The sequence below is a fragment of the Oceanimonas doudoroffii genome (genome assembly GCF_002242685.1).
Taxonomy (GTDB): Bacteria; Pseudomonadota; Gammaproteobacteria; order Enterobacterales; family Aeromonadaceae; genus Oceanimonas; species Oceanimonas doudoroffii.
This window is the reverse complement of the sequence record NZ_NBIM01000001.1, coordinates 1,387,477-1,402,688: the sequence shown is the minus strand read 5'-3', so window position 1 is coordinate 1,402,688 and position 15,212 is coordinate 1,387,477. Positions and strand designations below refer to the sequence as shown.

At 57.6% G+C, this 15,212-nt stretch carries 14 protein-coding genes; 10 read left to right on the top strand and 4 right to left on the bottom strand.

Going from position 1 to position 15,212, the window contains the following annotated elements:
• Window positions 1-249 precede the first annotated feature (249 nt).
• Both B6S08_RS06495 and B6S08_RS06490 read left to right on the top strand, forming a co-directional pair.
• Window positions 250-495 carry a hypothetical protein gene (locus B6S08_RS06495; protein ID WP_094199917.1) on the top strand — a complete coding sequence of 82 codons (246 nt, stop codon included), beginning with the start codon at window positions 250-252 and terminating at the stop codon, window positions 493-495.
• Between the two features lie 132 nt (window positions 496-627).
• The gene (locus B6S08_RS06490) at window positions 628-1,971 is read left to right on the top strand and encodes an MATE family efflux transporter (RefSeq protein ID WP_094199916.1); all 1,344 of its coding nucleotides are present in this window, start codon (window positions 628-630) and stop codon (window positions 1,969-1,971) included.
• A 106-nt stretch (window positions 1,972-2,077) separates the two neighbouring features.
• Here the strand turns inward: B6S08_RS06490 and B6S08_RS18460 are convergent, their stop codons facing one another.
• From B6S08_RS18460 to B6S08_RS06475, 3 genes are all read right to left on the bottom strand, one after another.
• Window positions 2,078-2,437 carry a hypothetical protein gene (locus B6S08_RS18460; protein WP_211284163.1) on the bottom strand — a complete coding sequence of 120 codons (360 nt, stop codon included), beginning with the start codon at window positions 2,435-2,437 and terminating at the stop codon, window positions 2,078-2,080.
• 212 nt (window positions 2,438-2,649) lie between these two features.
• Window positions 2,650-3,396 (bottom strand): 2OG-Fe(II) oxygenase, encoded by a 747-nt coding sequence (locus B6S08_RS06480; RefSeq protein ID WP_094199915.1) that lies wholly within the window; start codon window positions 3,394-3,396, stop codon window positions 2,650-2,652.
• A 9-nt stretch (window positions 3,397-3,405) separates the two neighbouring features.
• A complete protein-coding gene (locus B6S08_RS06475) occupies window positions 3,406-4,752 on the bottom strand; it encodes an aldehyde dehydrogenase family protein (protein WP_094199914.1) in 1,347 nt (448 codons plus the stop codon).
• Window positions 4,753-4,842: 90 nt separating this feature from the next.
• Between B6S08_RS06475 and B6S08_RS06470 the strand changes: the two genes are divergently transcribed.
• Complete coding sequence (locus B6S08_RS06470) at window positions 4,843-5,730, top strand: LysR family transcriptional regulator (RefSeq protein WP_211284162.1); 888 nt, start codon at window positions 4,843-4,845, stop codon at window positions 5,728-5,730.
• Here B6S08_RS06470 and B6S08_RS06465 read toward each other — a convergent pair.
• Window positions 5,727-6,632 carry a LysR substrate-binding domain-containing protein gene (locus B6S08_RS06465; RefSeq protein ID WP_094199912.1) on the bottom strand — a complete coding sequence of 302 codons (906 nt, stop codon included), beginning with the start codon at window positions 6,630-6,632 and terminating at the stop codon, window positions 5,727-5,729. The two genes, B6S08_RS06470 and B6S08_RS06465, sit on opposite strands and share 4 nt — an antisense overlap.
• 322 nt (window positions 6,633-6,954) lie before the next feature.
• Between B6S08_RS06465 and B6S08_RS06460 the strand changes: the two genes are divergently transcribed.
• The 7 genes from B6S08_RS06460 to B6S08_RS06430 all read left to right on the top strand — a co-directional run bounded on the left by B6S08_RS06460 (window position 6,955) and on the right by B6S08_RS06430 (window position 15,116).
• Window positions 6,955-8,112 carry a CaiB/BaiF CoA transferase family protein gene (locus B6S08_RS06460; RefSeq protein ID WP_094199911.1) on the top strand — a complete coding sequence of 386 codons (1,158 nt, stop codon included), beginning with the start codon at window positions 6,955-6,957 and terminating at the stop codon, window positions 8,110-8,112.
• Window positions 8,105-8,947, top strand: coding sequence for an HTD2 family dehydratase (locus tag B6S08_RS06455; RefSeq protein WP_094199910.1), 843 nt, complete (start codon window positions 8,105-8,107; stop codon window positions 8,945-8,947). Before B6S08_RS06460 ends, B6S08_RS06455 begins: the two co-directional genes overlap by 8 nt.
• Before the next feature lie 12 nt (window positions 8,948-8,959).
• Window positions 8,960-10,336 carry an MmgE/PrpD family protein gene (locus B6S08_RS06450; protein WP_094199909.1) on the top strand — a complete coding sequence of 459 codons (1,377 nt, stop codon included), beginning with the start codon at window positions 8,960-8,962 and terminating at the stop codon, window positions 10,334-10,336.
• On the top strand, window positions 10,333-11,196 hold the full coding sequence (locus B6S08_RS06445; RefSeq protein WP_094199908.1) for an HpcH/HpaI aldolase/citrate lyase family protein: 864 nt from the start codon (window positions 10,333-10,335) through the stop codon (window positions 11,194-11,196). Before B6S08_RS06450 ends, B6S08_RS06445 begins: the two co-directional genes overlap by 4 nt.
• A gap of 76 nt (window positions 11,197-11,272) precedes the next feature.
• Complete coding sequence (locus B6S08_RS06440; RefSeq protein ID WP_094199907.1) at window positions 11,273-12,220, top strand: PDR/VanB family oxidoreductase; 948 nt, start codon at window positions 11,273-11,275, stop codon at window positions 12,218-12,220.
• A 24-nt stretch (window positions 12,221-12,244) separates the two neighbouring features.
• Window positions 12,245-13,351 carry a mandelate racemase/muconate lactonizing enzyme family protein gene (locus B6S08_RS06435; RefSeq protein ID WP_094199906.1) on the top strand — a complete coding sequence of 369 codons (1,107 nt, stop codon included), beginning with the start codon at window positions 12,245-12,247 and terminating at the stop codon, window positions 13,349-13,351.
• Between the two features lie 4 nt (window positions 13,352-13,355).
• Entirely contained in the window at window positions 13,356-15,116 is a 1,761-nt protein-coding gene (locus B6S08_RS06430) for a BCCT family transporter (protein ID WP_245849821.1), read from the top strand.
• The last annotated feature ends 96 nt before the right edge of the window (window positions 15,117-15,212 follow it).

Sequence of the window (15,212 nt, the reverse complement as noted above, 5' to 3'; positions counted from 1 at the left end):
AGAGGTTTAACGGCCTGGAGCTACCTTTTTCGCGCTCCTTAGCCCTTTACATCCTTGATAATGCTGGGAATATAAACCTTAATGGGGCAGGTTTATACTAGTGCATCGCTATAACTAGGCTGAGTTTGTTTCAACTTTTTGTCACAATAATTCCAAAGTGGTAGCGGGTACACAGCCTCACCTCTGTTCAAATATCATAGCGGGGTAGCAATAAATCCTGTTAACCAAATCTTGAGTAGAGAAATAATTATGCATAAACAAGTCCTGCCCGCCGTAGCCCTGTTGTCCCTGTTTGCCATGGGCGCCGCCCATGCCGATGGCATTGACCGCCATGAGAAACGTATGGCCGAACTGCGAGCATCCCAGGCCGAAAAGGCACAGTTCACTGCAGTACAGTCAGGTCAGGAGCTTTCCAGCCAGCACCTGCAAAATGGTACCGATGGCATCGATCGACACGAAAAGCGCATGGAAGAACAGCGCAAGGCCCGAGGCTAAGCGTGAATACCAGTGCCGAATAACGAAAATGCACCCTGAGCGGTGCATTTTTTGTTTGGTGTTAGGCACTGGAGCAAGCCATTGATGAATTTGATACTGTATGCCCTTTTGGGCGAGCTGAACAGGTAGAGCATGAGTAAACCCGGCGAGTCACTGGGCAGACAGTTATATCGCATGACCTGGCCGATGCTGATTGGCGTGCTGGCCACCATGAGCAGCCAGCTGGTAGACAGTGCCTATATTGGCCAGCTGGGCACCCAGCCCCTGGCGGCGGTGGGGTTCACCATTCCTGTGTTTCAGCTCATCATCGGCATACAGGTTGGCCTGGGTATCGCCACCACAACGATTATTTCCACCGCCCTGGGAGCCGGCAAGCAGGGCAATGCCCGGCAACTGGGCAGCCTGGTGCTGGCAACCGGCGGCGCAGTGGTGTTTGTGCTTTGTCTGCTGATCTGGGCTGGCCAGCAACTGATCCTCTCCGCGCTGGGGGCCAGTGAGGCCCTTTACCCTTTGGTGCGGGCATACTGGCTGCCGTGGCTCGGCAGCTGCTGGTTGGGGGCGATGTTGTATTTTGGCTACAGCATTTTTCGGGCTAATGGCAAAACCATGCTGCCAGGCATGGTGATGGTATTGACCAGCCTGCTGAATATTGTGCTGGACCCATTATTTATCTTTGTCCTGGACATGGGCCTGGCCGGTGCGGCCTGGGCCACCATTTGTGCTTATGGTGCCGGTTGCCTCATTCTCGTGGTCAGCATGGCGCGCCTGCGGTTGGTCCAACTGCCCGGCAGCGTGGTCCGCATTCGCGCCGGGCTGACACGTCTCATCTCCTTTGTGGTGCCTTCCACCCTGAGTCAGCTGGTGCCGCCGTTGTCGGCCATGCTGGCCACGGCCATTGTGGCCGTGAATGGCGAGGACGCGGTGGCGGCCTGGGGGCTGGGCAGTCGTATTGAGCTGATGTCCATCATTGTGGTACTGGCGCTGACCATGGCGATGCCGCCCATGATAGGCAGACTGCGTGGCAGCAATGACCTTGAGCAGATTCGGCTGCTGGTGGGCAAGGCGGTGAAGTTCGTGGTGCTGTGGCAGCTGATCCTGGCCGCGCTGCTGGCCGCCCTGTCGGCTCCCCTGAGTCGAGTGCTGATCAGTGACGGGGCCACGGCGGCCATTCTGGCTGAATACCTCTGGCTGGTGCCGATAAGTTATGGTGCCCTGGGGCTTTGCATGATCATGGTGTCGGTGTGCAATGCCATGGGCAAGCCCAGGCTGGCGCTGGTTATTTCCGCATTGCGCCTGTTGGGCTGCTACCTGCCCCTGATCTGGCTTGGATCCGAGCTGTACGGTTTGCGCGGGCTGTTTTTCGGGGCCACATTCGGAAACGTGCTGGCCGGCCTGATGAGCTGGTACATGTACAAAAAACATGCCATGGAGCCGGCCGCGCGTGCCATGGGCTCGTCAGGGCGAGTCACCATATAAGCCCAGCCTGGGGACATGGCTAGCCGAGTGTTTTGGTGGACATCATCAGGAATCCGGTAAAGGCGGCATTATCCTGCTGCAGCGAGGCATCCACCATGTTTCTCATTTAAATGATTTGCTCACGATAGGCGGTGTAAAACGGATAGCTTGGGGTTGGGTTATAAATCAGCCCCTGCAGTTCAAAGAAGCGAATAACCCCTTTGGTGGTGGTGGGTTTAACAAAGACCTCCGCCCGGGGCGTATAGTAATAAGGCAGAATGGTCATCAATGACCACTTGGCCAGCCGGGCGGGGCGCAGCAGGTCCAGCATGATGTTAAAGCCGTATTTCTGATCCCCGTGCAGCATGTCATTCAGGGCAAAGGAGTAGCTTTCTCTTTCATGATGGGTCATGGCCCTGACCCAGTCCCTGAGTCTGGGTTTTTCAAACATGGAGACCATGGAGGAGCGGCTGATCAGTTTGACCATGTCTTCGGCCACCTGTTGTGGCCGGGAAAAGCATTCGGGCGCAAAACACTGCTGTGCCTGCGCCGTGCGTTGAGCTATCTGATGCTTTTTCCTTCACGAACCATCAGGGGGTGGGAGAATCCGCCGGGGTAGAGGGTTAAAAACTCGCTTTCCGCGGCCAGCAGACGTTGCTTATTCATGGATGCTCCCAAAGGTAAATGTGCTAAACCGGGTCACACCTCAAAGAGGACATCGGAGCGAATGATGTACTTGACCCCTTTGGTGATGGTCTCCGAGCTGTGCAGGCAGTGCATGGGGTGTCTGCCGTGAGGGAAACATAACACGCTGCCCGCCGGCGTGCGAACACCCACCTTGCTGGTCTGCCGGGAATGCGGCTCGTTAACCCAGAATTCGGTAGCGCCTCCTTCAAACTCGTCCGAAAGCAGCACAAGGAACGTCATTTTGCTCCAGCGATCGGGGTAGGCATCGCCGACCAGGGTGCGATCGATGACGCGGCTGCCCGGCCAGTCTCCGTCGATATGGGGCTTGAAGAAGTCACCTTCGCCATAGCGGTAGAACCTGAACCGGGCATTGATACCCAGCGGCCGTTTACCATTAAAGATGCCCTCGGGGTCACCCATGAAAGGCCGACTGCGTTCCCAGATGATGTTGTCGGTTGCCTCATCCACCACCCAGGTCAGGCTGTGGTTATGGCGAACCGAGCGGGGCAGGGAGACGGCGGCGTCTTCCAGGTAACCAAGGGTTTCCGAAATTTGAATCAGGCGCTCGCACTCTTCCCGGGAAAGCACGTTAAGAATCTGAAAGGCGCCGGGCACTTCCGGTATCTCTCGACGCTGAATGTCCCAGTCAACCTTGTCGAGTAACTGGGCCGGGTTGGTGCGGTCACTTGCCCTGGTGGGCAGGGCCGAATGCTCGGCGCCAGGCTCCCTGGCCACCACGTAGAAATCATTGATGTTCATGTTATTCTCCTAACGGCGTCGGCTCAGCACCCTGACCTGGGCAAACTGCCTGTGGCCGTCCGGCGAGCCATGAAAACCATAACCACTGTGTTTTGCCCCGACCCAGGGGCTGTCGCCGGTGCCGCCTACGCCGCTGTTGATGGCGACCATGCCGGCTTCCAGCTGCTCCGCCACCTGTTCGGCGCCTTCACCGCCAAACACCACGGCACCCAAGCCGTAGGGGGAGTGATTGGCCCGGGCTATTGCCTCATCCAGCCCCTTCACGGTACCGATGGCTATCACCGGCCCAAAGGTTTCTTCCTGCTCAATCAGCATGTCTGGCGTGATATTCGTGATCACCGCGGGCGAAATATAAGGCGGCGCCTGCTCGACGGAGCCCAGCCGCAGCCGGGCCCCCCTGCCGATGGCATCCTGCAGATGGTGCATAACATGCCGGTGCTGCCTTTGGTTGACCAGGGGGCCCAGCTTGACGCCCGGCTCGTTCCAGGGGCCCGCCTTATAGCGGGCGGCGAGTTGCACAACACGCTCGATGAAGGCATCCGCCACCTCGGACGCCACATAAATGCGTTCGGTGGAGGTGCACATCTGGCCGGTATTCTCAAGGCTGCTGGCGACCGCGAAGTGGGCGGCCGTTTCGATGTTGGCGTTGTTCATGACGATCATGGGGTCATTTCCACCCAGCTCCATCACCAGGCGTTTCAGGCCCGATGAGGCGCTGGCCATAATGTCTTTTCCGGCGGCCACCGAGCCGGTAAAGGCGATCAGGTTAATGTCACTGTTGACCAGTGCCTTGCCGGCCTCTTCGTTGCCGTGCACGATCTGCAGTACATGTGCGGGCAGGGTCTGGTTGAGAATATCAACCAGGGCCTGGGCGATAAGCGGAGTCTCTTCCGAAGGCTTGAACACCACGGTATTGCCCGCCACCAGGGCGGGCACGATAAGGTTGCCGGCCATGGCCAGCGGGTAATTCCAGGGGGAGATCACTGCGGCGACACCCAGGGGCTGATATTGCAGCCGGGTGGTTGCGTTCAGCGTGCGTGTGGCAAGGGCGGCGCCCGCTTCTTGTGCCGTGTAATCGGCGGCATAGGCGGTACCGGTCACTTCCGACATGGCCCGGCGCAGATCCTTGCCCATCTCCTGGGCGAGCAGTGTAGCCAGTTCTTCCGCCCTGTCGATGACGGGGGCAAACGCCGCCTGAACGAGGCGCACGCGCTCTGAGGTAGTCAGACGGCGCCAGGACTGCGCCGCCCGTTTGGCATTGGCGATGATCTCGGGCATCACCGACGCCGGCGTTATTGCAACCTGACCCAGCACATCGCCAGTGACAGGATTGAACGACTGTAACAAGGAAGTCATGACATTCACCCTAATGAATGGTGGTGGGCCGATATGGTACAAACGCCATGATACAATTTGAAACAAGGGTGGCTTGTTAAAGGTACAACTGTGAGTGGTGAGTTTGATCTGAAGCAACTCAGGGTGTTGCAGTCATTGCTGCAGGAGCGCAGCGTGTCCAGGGTCGCCGGGAAAATGGGACTGACCCAGCAGGCCATCAGCGAGCAGTTGCGCAAGATGCGCGCCCTGTTTGGCGATCGGCTGTTTATACGCCAGGGCAACCGTATGGTGCCGACTCCGCTGGCCGAGCAGCTGGGGCTCAAGGCTTCGCGTATTCTGAGCGAGGTTGATGATCTGTTGACCGCAGGGCAGTTTGAACCCGAACGCTACCAGGGCACTTTCTGTATCAGCGCCAATGATTACGCCATACAGGCCATTTTGCCGCGGTTTCTGGAAAGCGTGCGGGCCGATGCGCCCAATATGAAAATCATCGTACGTGATTTTGTGTCAGATAACCTTGAACAGTTGATGGCCACCGGGGAGATCGATCTGGCATTGAGCTTTCCCCCCTTTATTCCCGCTTCCATTCATTATCTGGTGTTGTTTGAAGAGCAGCATATCTGCATTACGGCCCGCCACTCCAAACGCCTGGAAAAAACCTGGACCCTGGAGGAAGTGGCGCGGCTGCCGCAGCTTATCGTGTCGCCCTCTCGGGCCAACCTGCGCGGCTCTCATGATGAATGGTTTGCCCTGCAAGGCCTGAAACGCAATATCGTGATGTCGGTACCGAGCTTTTCGGCTGCCCCCGATATTATTGGGGCTACCGACATGATTTCATTTTATCCCTCCAGGCTGCTGCCCAATCCCAAGGTGGCGTCGTTGCAGCTGGACACCCTGACTCCCAAGTTCGAGGTGATTGTGGCCTGGCACAGCCGCACGCGACACAGTCCCCTGCATACATGGATGCTTGAGCGACTGAAGGCGTTGTTTGTCCGTTAACTTTCCTTACCGTCGACCCCTTCGGACTTCAGCGTTTTTTCCAGCCACTCCACAAAGGTGGCCACACGAGCCCACCGCTCCTTATGGGGCGGAATGCTGAGATAGTAACGAGGCAGGGGAGGCAGCTGGGAGTCATCAATGTCGAACGGAATACAAAGCTCGCCGGCGGCCAGCATGCCCTGGGCATTGACCCGGTTGCCCAGGGCCACGCCAAGCCCCTGGGCCGCCGCTTCAAAGGCATGCAGGGAGTAACCCATCGATAAAAACGGCTGATCCCTGACCCAGGGAAAGTCCGCCAGAATGGACTTCCACGAGTTCAGGCGGCGTTCGGTTTCAATCAGTGTCAGCCCGCGCAGGCCCTCAATGCTGTTCAGCTGGTGTTTCTCTACATACTCGGGGCTCGCCAGGGCGACGATCTCATCGTCAAGCAACTGGTGTGTCTTGAAATGGGGATCGGCCTCAAAGCGGTATTCAATGGCGATATCGATGCCCTTTTCTTCCGGCTCCAGAATCATGCGATCCAGCAGGCGAACATCGTATTGAGGGCAGGTGGCAAAGAAGCTGGCCAGTCGTGGAATCAGCCACTTGGTGGTTAATGAAGGGGGCGCGGCTATGGTCAGGGTTTCACGGTTTTTCTTCTGCGAGGCAATGGCCGTGGCGCGGCCGATGGCCTGCAGGCTGGGGCGAATCTCGGTCAGGTAATCGCGGGCCACCTCGGTCAACAGCAGATTGCGGCCTTTGCGTATAAAAAGGGGGGACTCCAGGTATTCCTCCAGCTTGGCCAGCTGGTGGCTCACCGCCGGAGGAGTCACACACAGTTCCTGGGCCGCCTGCCGAACCCCCCCCAGGCGGGCCACCGCTTCAAATACCCGTAACGCATAAAGAGGTGGAAACTTGTACATTCTGTCATCACTCCTGAGCGGCGAATGTTGGACGCCTTGTCATCAAGGGCGCGGGTTATGGGAGTGTTACCACCCGGTCGAGTTTGAACCAGGTTGGTCTGGCTGGTTGTAAAAATAAAGCCTAACACCTTGATGCTTAAGCCAATATATCCAGCATTCCAGGCATGTCGGTGAGATTCCAACTGTAAAAAAAACGTTTACAACAAGCAAACAAAAAGTCAATTTATTTTCCCTTTCGTGGTCTTTATAGTCCCTCCTGTAGCCGATTAGTTAACTAAATGTGCGCTTTATGGGTTGTTTATTTACATCCTCGGGAGGGTTTATGCGACCACTGGAAGGTTTGCTGGTTGTATCCATTGAACAGGCCCTGGCGGCCCCACTGTGCACGGCCAGGCTGGCCGAGGCCGGTGCCAGGGTCATCAAGGTGGAACGGGCCGAGGGCGATTTTGCCCGCGGCTATGATCGGGCGGCCAAGGGCGCCAGCTCTTATTTCACCTGGACCAACCAGGACAAAGAGTCGGTGGTCCTTAATTTTCGTGAACAGGACGATGCCGAGCTGCTTGAGCAGTTGCTGGCCGAGGCCGATGTCTTTATTCAGAACCTGGCGCCGGGCGCCATGGCCAGGGCCGGGTTTGGCGCCGAGCGGCTGCGCCGCGATTACCCTCGGCTGATCACCCTGGACATTACCGGTTACGGAGAGAGTGAGGCGGTACGCCACCTCAAGGCCTACGACTTTCTGATCCAGGCGGAGTCCGGCCTGACCGGCATCAGCGGCGGGGTGAATGAGATGGGCCGCATCGGAGTGTCCATCTGTGATATCGGCGCGGGCATGACCGCCCATGCCGCCGTGCTTGAGGCCCTGATGAAACGGGAGCGTACCGGTGAAGGCTCGGCCCTGGCGGTTTCGCTGTTTGACGTTGCCGCCGACTGGATGAGTGTGCCGCTTATGCACGAGGAATATGGCAAGGGCGCGCCGAAACGGGTGGGCCTCAAACACCCCAGCATGGCTCCGTATGGCGCATTTGAAACCCGTGAAGGCGCGCTGACCCTGATTTCCATTCAAAACGATCGGGAATGGCCGCGTTTCTGCGAGATCGTGCTGGGTGATGCCGCCATTGCTCAGGACGAACGTTTTCAGTCCAACAACGAGCGGGTTCGCCACCGTGAGGAGCTGGAACAGCTGATCACCGGGGTGACCCGCACCATTGACCAGAATGAATTCAAGGCTCGACTGAGCGAAGCCGGCATCGCCTTTGGCGCGGTAAACAGCGTGGCCGAGCTGGGGCAGCATCCGGCCCTGCGCCGTCGGGAAGTCGGTACCGACAACGGCGCTACCGTCAGCATTCCGGCGGCCCCCATTCGTTGGCTGGACGCCATCCCTCACCACGAATCAGGCCATGCTCCGGCGACCGGCGCCGATACCGAACGGGTGCGTCAGGAGTTTACCAAGCAGCAGCAAAAGGAAGCCTTCAATGTCTGAAAGTAACGTAATGAACTGGCTGGGCCGCAGTGAAACCTTTGAGGACGAACTGCGCCTGCAACCGGCCCGTTTTATGGAAGCCACCCTGGATCGGGACGCGCTGCTGAAAAAAGGCGATGAACTGCCGCCCCTGTGGCACTGGCTGTATTTTCTGGAAGCCAAACCGGCATCCCTGCTGGGCCGGGATGGTCACCCGAAAAAGGGCGGTTTTCTGCCCCCGGTAGACCTGCCCCGGCGGATGTGGGCGGGTGGACGTTTTGAGTTTCTGGCGCCGCTGCGCATGGGGGAGCCGGTTCGCAAGGTGTCAACCATCAGCAACATTACCCACAAGGAAGGCCGCACCGGTGCCCTGTGCTTTGTGACCGTGCTGCACGAGATTTATTCCGGTAGTCACCTGGCTTTCACCGAGGAGCAGGACATTGTTTACCGCGAAGATCCCGCCGCCGATGCGCCGCAGCCCGCTCCCAAACTGGCGCCCGACGACGCCGATGTGGTCGAGACGGTGTCTCCCACCGAGGTGATGCTGTATCGCTATTCGGCCCTGACCTTTAATGGCCACCGTATTCATTACGATGTGGACTACTCCCGGGATGTAGAAGGTTACGAAGGCCTGGTATTCCATGGTCCGCTGACCGCCACCCTGCTGGTTGATCTGGCCACGCGCACCATGGGACGTCAGCCCGCCCGCTTCAGCTTCAAGGGATTGGCGCCGATCACCGCCAACCATTCCTTCAAGATTGAAGGCCGGCGCGAAGGTAACGTGATGAAGCTCTGGGCCCGACGCCATGACAACGCGCTGGCGATGCAGGCTGAAGCCGTCTTTCTGGAACAGTAACAAGGTATTCCCATGACCCTATCCGCTTTTTCCGAACAGTTTTGCACCTGGGCAACGGCTCCCGAGCTGGCGCTGTGCCAGGAGGCCCGGGCCGTCGCCCGTTTCAGTCTGGTAGATACCCTGGCCTGTATGTTCCTGGGTAAGGACATGCACCAGCCCCTGGCGGTGGCGGCAGCCCTGCAGGAGGATGGAGACAGTGGCAGCGTGGTGGCTGTCGGTGGCGGACAGGGTCATACCCTGAGTGGTGCCGCCCTGCTGAACGGGGCCCGTGTGCATGCCCTGGACTTTGACGATTATGAATTGTCCGGCTCCAGCCATGCCAGCGGCCCGCTGTTCAGTGCCCTGTTCAGCCTGGCGTCTGCCCGTGGGCTGTCCATCAGGGAAGTCTGTGATGCCTGGCTGGTCGGCCATGAAGCCATTGTGCAAATGGGGCAGGCGTTGGGTTATGGCCACTATGACAAGGGCTGGCACTCCACCCTGACCCTGGGCCCTGTGGGCGTGGCGGCGGCCGTTAGCCGTGCCCTGGGGCTTGACCGCGAACGCATGGCCCATGCCATGGCGCTGGCGGCCAGCTCCTCGGCAGGCACCCTGCGCCAGACCGGCTCTCACGCCAAGGCCATTCACGAAGGCCTGGCCGCCCAGGCCGGCCTTCGGGCGGCCCTGATGGCCAAGGCCGGGGCCACCGCCAATACCGAACTCTGGGATATTCCGTCCGGCTTTATCAGCCTTTATGGCACCTCGGACTCACCCGGGTTTTCTCAGGCCATGGCCCGCGCCGAGCTGGGGCAGGGAGTGCGGCTGTATCCGGTGATTCGCAAGCTGTGGCCCAGCTGCGCCTATACCCAGCGCGCCATCATGAGCGCCGAGCGGATTTCTGCGCAACTGACGCCGGGCGACGCCATCGTTCAGGTGCAGTATCGCATGCCGCGGCCTTTCCATCAGGTGGCTCATTTTGGCCTGCCTGAAAACGATGCCGAGGCCCGTTTCTCCATTCCTTATTGCGTGGCCGCCGGCCTGCTCTGTGGTCATGTGACGCCGGATGACTTTAACGAACGGGCGTTTCGTGATCAGGCGCGGCGCCAGTTGACCGGCCTGGTTGAACTGGACCTTTACGAGCTGCCGGCTGGGCACTCCGGTGATATCGGCCCCACCAGCCCCGAAACCCTGGTGGTGACGCTGGAAAGTGGCAAGCAACTGGTGGATGAAGGCCTGGCGGTGCCGGGGGGAGCCGATATGCCGATGACCGAAGCACAGCTGCTGCAAAAGGTACATGACTGCGGCCTGCCCTTCGAACTGGCCAAGGCACTGCTGCGGGATGATGAAACGGCGCCGCTGGTGCGAACCTCCCTGTTTGTGACCGCTCAGCAGGCGGCGGGAGAAAGCAAATGAAAACGCCAGGAATCATGCGCTCTCTTTTGTATGTACCCGGACAAAACGAAAAACTGGTGGGCAAGGCGGTAGCGGGTAGTGCCGATGTGATCGTACTGGATCTGGAAGACGCGGTACCGGCGGCCACCAAGCCCCAGGCGCGCCAGGCGCTGGCCATGCACTGCCAACAAATTCGTCAGGCCGGCAAGGACGCGGCGGTGCGGGTGAATGCCCCCAACGATCTGCTGGCCCTGGATCTGCCGGCCGTTATCGGCGCCGGCGCCAATCTGGTGGTGCTGCCCAAGGTGGAAAGTGCGCTGCAGGTGCAAACCCTGGCCAGCGCCCTGGACGAAACGGACATTGGCATTATCGGCCTGATTGAAAGCCCGGCGGGTTTGCTGAACGCGGCGGAGATCGCGGCAGCACACCCCCGCCTGCTGGCGCTGAGCGTGGGCACGGAAGATCTGTCTTTTGATATGGAAATGACCCCCTGCTGGGACAGCCTGCTGGTGCCCAGCATGCAGGTGAACATTGCCTGCAAGGCCGCCGGTATTGCGGTATTGGGTTACGTGGGCAGCATTGCCGAATTTCGCGACATTGCCGCCTTTGAGGCCAGTGTCAGCCGCTCGTTGCCCCTTGGTTTTTCCGGCGGTTTTGCCATTCACCCGGCCCAGGTTGAGGTGCTTAACCGTGTGTTTTCTCCCGGCGAGGAAGAAGTGGTTTTGGCCCGGCGCATTGTTGAGGCGTTCGCCCAGGCCAGCCGGGATGCCGTGGGGGCCATTGCCGTGGACGGCAAAATGATCGATCTGCCGGTGGCACGGCGGGCGGAAAAGCTGCTGGCACGACTGGCGCTGGTGGCCGCCCGGGAAAACAAACAGTAAACGAGGCGCAATCATCATGTTCTCCCGAAATGATAATTGTGAGTTGAATTGTTGGTGATGTAAGAGGAGTGACATCATGGCTGATACTATTCGTGCCCGTTTGGCAAAAAAGAATTATCTCAGTGATGAAATCTGCAACTTTACCTTTGAGGCGATAGATGGCGCGTTCGAGTCATTTGAAGCCGGATGTCATGTGGACGTTTTTCTGGGCCCCGATCTGGTCAGAAACTACTCGGTCTGGGAATGGCAGGACGACGGAACATCGTTTTCTGTCGCGGTAAAGCGTGAGGACAATGGCCGGGGCGGCTCGCTGGCGATGCATCAGCTTGAGCTGGGGGTTGAAATTGAGATTGGCGGCCCACGCAATAACTTTGCGTTGCAGAGCAGTGATGAGCCCATCGTGCTGATAGGCGGCGGCATTGGGGTAACGCCCATTTACTCCATGGCGTGTGAATTAAAGAAAGCCGGTCGTGACTTCAGTGTTTATTACCTGGTCAGAAGCCATGAGCATGCCGCCTTTGATGCTTTATTCAACCAACTGGAGCTGGGCGACAATTACCACCTGCATTGCGATGAGGTAGACGGTTTTCTTGATTTTGACGCCTTTGTACTGGCTCAAGCCGAAGACTGTCATTACTACATCTGCGGCCCCGAGCCCCTGCTTAATCGCCTGCAAACGGTCAGCGCCGAACACAAGCGCGGCACCGTTTATTTTGAGCGATTCGCCGCACCGGCCACGGAAGGGGATGTTGAAAATACTCCCTTTACCGTGGTGATTAATTCAAGTGGTGAAAACATAGAAATTCCTTCCGACCAGACCATTCTTGCCGTGCTCAAGGACAAGGGGTTTGATATTCATTACGGCTGCTCATCCGGCTTGTGCGGTTCCTGCATTACCGATGTGCTGGATGGAGAAATAGATCACAGGGACAACGTACTCGACGACGAAGAAAAAGCCGAAGGCGATTGCATGTGTATTTGTGTGTCACGGGCAAAGTCTGACGTTTTGGTGCTTGATATCTAACATCAACCTTCATGGATGAACATCATGACAACTATTACCAAAGTTAGTGTGTGGAAAATCGCTCTGGAAAGCCATGTGCCCTATTACATGGCCGGTGGCAAGGTCTGCCTTTCGGTACCGTCCATTATCGTCAGAATCGACACGGATGCCGGTATTTGTGGCTGGGGTGAGGTTTGTCCCATTCCGCACTATTTGCCCGCCTATGCCGATGGCGTCATTCCTGCCATTTCGGAAATGGCCGAGGTGCTGATCGGCGCGGATCCCATTGGTCCGGAAGCACTGATGCGTAAGCTGGACAAGCACCTGATCGGGCACGTTTACGCCAAGTCGGCCATCGACATTGCGCTGTGGGATCTGACCGCCAAGGAAGCGGGGTTGCCGCTGTACCGCCTGCTTGGCGGCCTGCAAACCGAAAAGCTGCCGTTATACAAGTCCATTACCTGCAGCGACCCGGAAAAAATGGCCGATATCGCCAAAGAAGGTTATCAGCAAGGGATCCGTCAATTCCAGGTCAAGCTCGGTAGTGACAATGACTGGCGCCGGGATGTGGAGCGAATGGAAGCGGTGCGGGCCGCCGTGGGAACTGGCCCGCTGGTATTTGGCGACTGGAACTGCTGCGCCAGTCAGCTGGATGCCATTCGTGCCGGTCGCGCCTTGTCATCACTGGATGTGATGCTGGAGCAGCCCTGCGCCACCATCGAGAGTTGCAATGTGGTGCGGCAAACCACGGGCCTGCCCATGAAGCTGGATGAGAGCGTGCATGATATTCACAGCCTGTTGCATGGGCATCAGCTGGGCTGCATGGATGCGGCGGCACTGAAGCTGTCCAAGTTTGGTGGTATCAGTGCCACCCGCCGGGCTCGCGATCTGTGCCTGGAAATTGGCACCAAAATGGTCATTGAAGACACCTGGGGCAGTGACATCACCACCAGTGCCCTAATGCACCTTGCTACCTCGACAGAGCAGGGCGCCATTATGAACGTGTGCAATCTGGCCGATTATGTCAGCCCCAAACTGTCCCACGAAAGTTACTTTGTCAGCGAAGGCTTTGCATCAGTGACCGATGCGCCGGGTCTGGGAGTGTCTCCTTATCTAAGTGTGCTCGGAGAGCCCCTGTTTGTAATTTCCTGATCTCATGGCGATTCATGCCAGCTCAGGCATGAATCGCCTTATCAAGATTATTCGGAATACTTGCTTTAAGTATGAAGGAGTCTTTGAAATGACTGACAAAGAGAAAGTGATCTCGCCCGATGGCCATGTAAACAGTATTGAAACAGACTATGAACTTGGCCAGGATAATATAAAATCAAGCATTGGCCCCATTTCCTTTGATGTACACAATCGAGTATTTATTACCGCCGGTATTATCGTATTGTCGATAGCGTTCTTTTCTATCGTGTTTCAGGATCTTGCCGAAGTTATTTTTGTCACCATGAGAGACTGGTTGACGGTTGAATTGAGTGGCTTTTTTATTATGGCCGCCAATATCTTTTTGCTCGTCTGTATTCTGGTGACCGTGACTCGGCTGGGCAGTGTCAGGCTGGGCGGGACGGATGCAAAACCGGATTATAGTTACCTGGGTTGGTTTTCGATGCTGTTTGCGGCGGGAATGGGGACCAGTCTTATTTTCTTCGGTGTGTCCGAGCCCCTGACCCATGCCCTTGATTCCTACGGTGGGGCAGTGGTCAATGAACAGGGCATCAGATCAGACTGGAGTCCGCTGGGAGGCACTCCGGGAGATGTCGTCGCATCGGGCAGTGTGGGCATGGCGGCGTCGGCATATCACTGGGCCCTGCACGCCTGGGGTATTTATGCCTTTATGGCCCTGGCCCTGGCGCTGTTCGCCTTTAACAAAGGCCTGCCGCTGACCATGCGCTCCATGTTTTACCCGATTTTGGGTGAGCGTATCTGGGGCTGGCCCGGGCATGTGATTGATGTGCTGGCCATCGTGGCGACGATCTTTGGTATTGCGCCCACCCTGTCCTTTGGCTCGGCACAGACCGCTTCCGGCCTGAACTACCTGTTCGGCCTGCCCGATGGAGATCTGGCCCAGATCATCATTGCCATACTGATCACCGGAGGCGCCCTGGTCTCGGTATTGCTGGGAATCAAGGCTGGCATCAAGAAGCTATCTGAAATCAATATGATACTGGCCGCAATTTTGCTGCTGCTGGTGGTGATGGTGGGACCCACCTTGCAGATAATAGGTGGCGTTGGTGACTCTTTCATCGCCTATCTGGGTTTTCTGCCCGAGCTGTCCAATCCTTTTGGCCGGAGCGATCAGAATTTCGCGGCGGGCTGGAGTGCCTTTTACTGGGCCTGGTGGGTTGCCTGGAGTCCCTTTGTTGGCATGTTTATCGCCCGTATTTCCCGAGGACGGACGGTGCGCGAATTTATGATTGCCGTGCTGCTGATACCCTCATCGGTCTGCATTTTGTGGTTCAGTGTGTTTGGTGGATTGGGACTGGATATGTATTTCAATGGCGGCTACACCGCATTGAAGGAAGCCGACCTGCCCCTCAAGCTGTTTGTAATGCTTGACCGCTTGCCACTGGCCGAAATCACCTCTTTCATCACCATGATGTTGATTGTGATCTTCTTTATTACCTCGGCAGACTCTGGCGCTCTGGTGCTGGATTCCATGGCGGCCGGCGGCAAGATGGAAACGCCGATCCCCCAGAAGGTATTCTGGTGCATGAGCTCGGGTGTGGTGGTGGTGGCACTGATTCTGGGCGGCGGAATGAGTGCGCTGCAGGCCATGACGGTGTCCACCGGGCTTCCCTTTGCCATTGTACTGCTGGTTGCCTCTTATTCTGTTATCAAGGGACTCAGGGATGAGCCTGTGAAGGGAAAAATAGCTCAGGGAAATAAACCTGTTTTGTTGAAGCATAAATAAACCGTATTGCCGGTGATGATGCCGAAGCCTGCGATGGCAGGCTTCGGGCTTTATCAGGCCTGAAGCCTGGTGAAACGCTCATCATTGCCCGTATGT

What these genes read in the sequence shown, in the direction of transcription:
- B6S08_RS06455 (WP_094199910.1), top strand. Translation starts at nt 8,105, where the DNA reads ATGTCTGAAAGTAACGTAATGAACTGGCTGGGCCGCAGTGAAACCTTT.
- B6S08_RS06430 (WP_245849821.1), top strand. Translation starts at nt 13,356, where the DNA reads ATGGCGATTCATGCCAGCTCAGGCATGAATCGCCTTATCAAGATTATT.
- B6S08_RS06450 (WP_094199909.1), top strand. Translation starts at nt 8,960, where the DNA reads ATGACCCTATCCGCTTTTTCCGAACAGTTTTGCACCTGGGCAACGGCT.
- B6S08_RS06465 (WP_094199912.1), bottom strand. Translation starts at nt 6,632, where the DNA reads ATGTACAAGTTTCCACCTCTTTATGCGTTACGGGTATTTGAAGCGGTG.
- B6S08_RS06490 (WP_094199916.1), top strand. Translation starts at nt 628, where the DNA reads ATGAGTAAACCCGGCGAGTCACTGGGCAGACAGTTATATCGCATGACC.
- B6S08_RS06435 (WP_094199906.1), top strand. Translation starts at nt 12,245, where the DNA reads ATGACAACTATTACCAAAGTTAGTGTGTGGAAAATCGCTCTGGAAAGC.
- B6S08_RS06495 (WP_094199917.1), top strand. Translation starts at nt 250, where the DNA reads ATGCATAAACAAGTCCTGCCCGCCGTAGCCCTGTTGTCCCTGTTTGCC.
- B6S08_RS06475 (WP_094199914.1), bottom strand. Translation starts at nt 4,752, where the DNA reads ATGACTTCCTTGTTACAGTCGTTCAATCCTGTCACTGGCGATGTGCTG.
- B6S08_RS06480 (WP_094199915.1), bottom strand. Translation starts at nt 3,396, where the DNA reads ATGAACATCAATGATTTCTACGTGGTGGCCAGGGAGCCTGGCGCCGAG.
- B6S08_RS06445 (WP_094199908.1), top strand. Translation starts at nt 10,333, where the DNA reads ATGAAAACGCCAGGAATCATGCGCTCTCTTTTGTATGTACCCGGACAA.
- B6S08_RS06440 (WP_094199907.1), top strand. Translation starts at nt 11,273, where the DNA reads ATGGCTGATACTATTCGTGCCCGTTTGGCAAAAAAGAATTATCTCAGT.
- B6S08_RS06460 (WP_094199911.1), top strand. Translation starts at nt 6,955, where the DNA reads ATGCGACCACTGGAAGGTTTGCTGGTTGTATCCATTGAACAGGCCCTG.
- B6S08_RS18460 (WP_211284163.1), bottom strand. Translation starts at nt 2,437, where the DNA reads ATGGTCAAACTGATCAGCCGCTCCTCCATGGTCTCCATGTTTGAAAAA.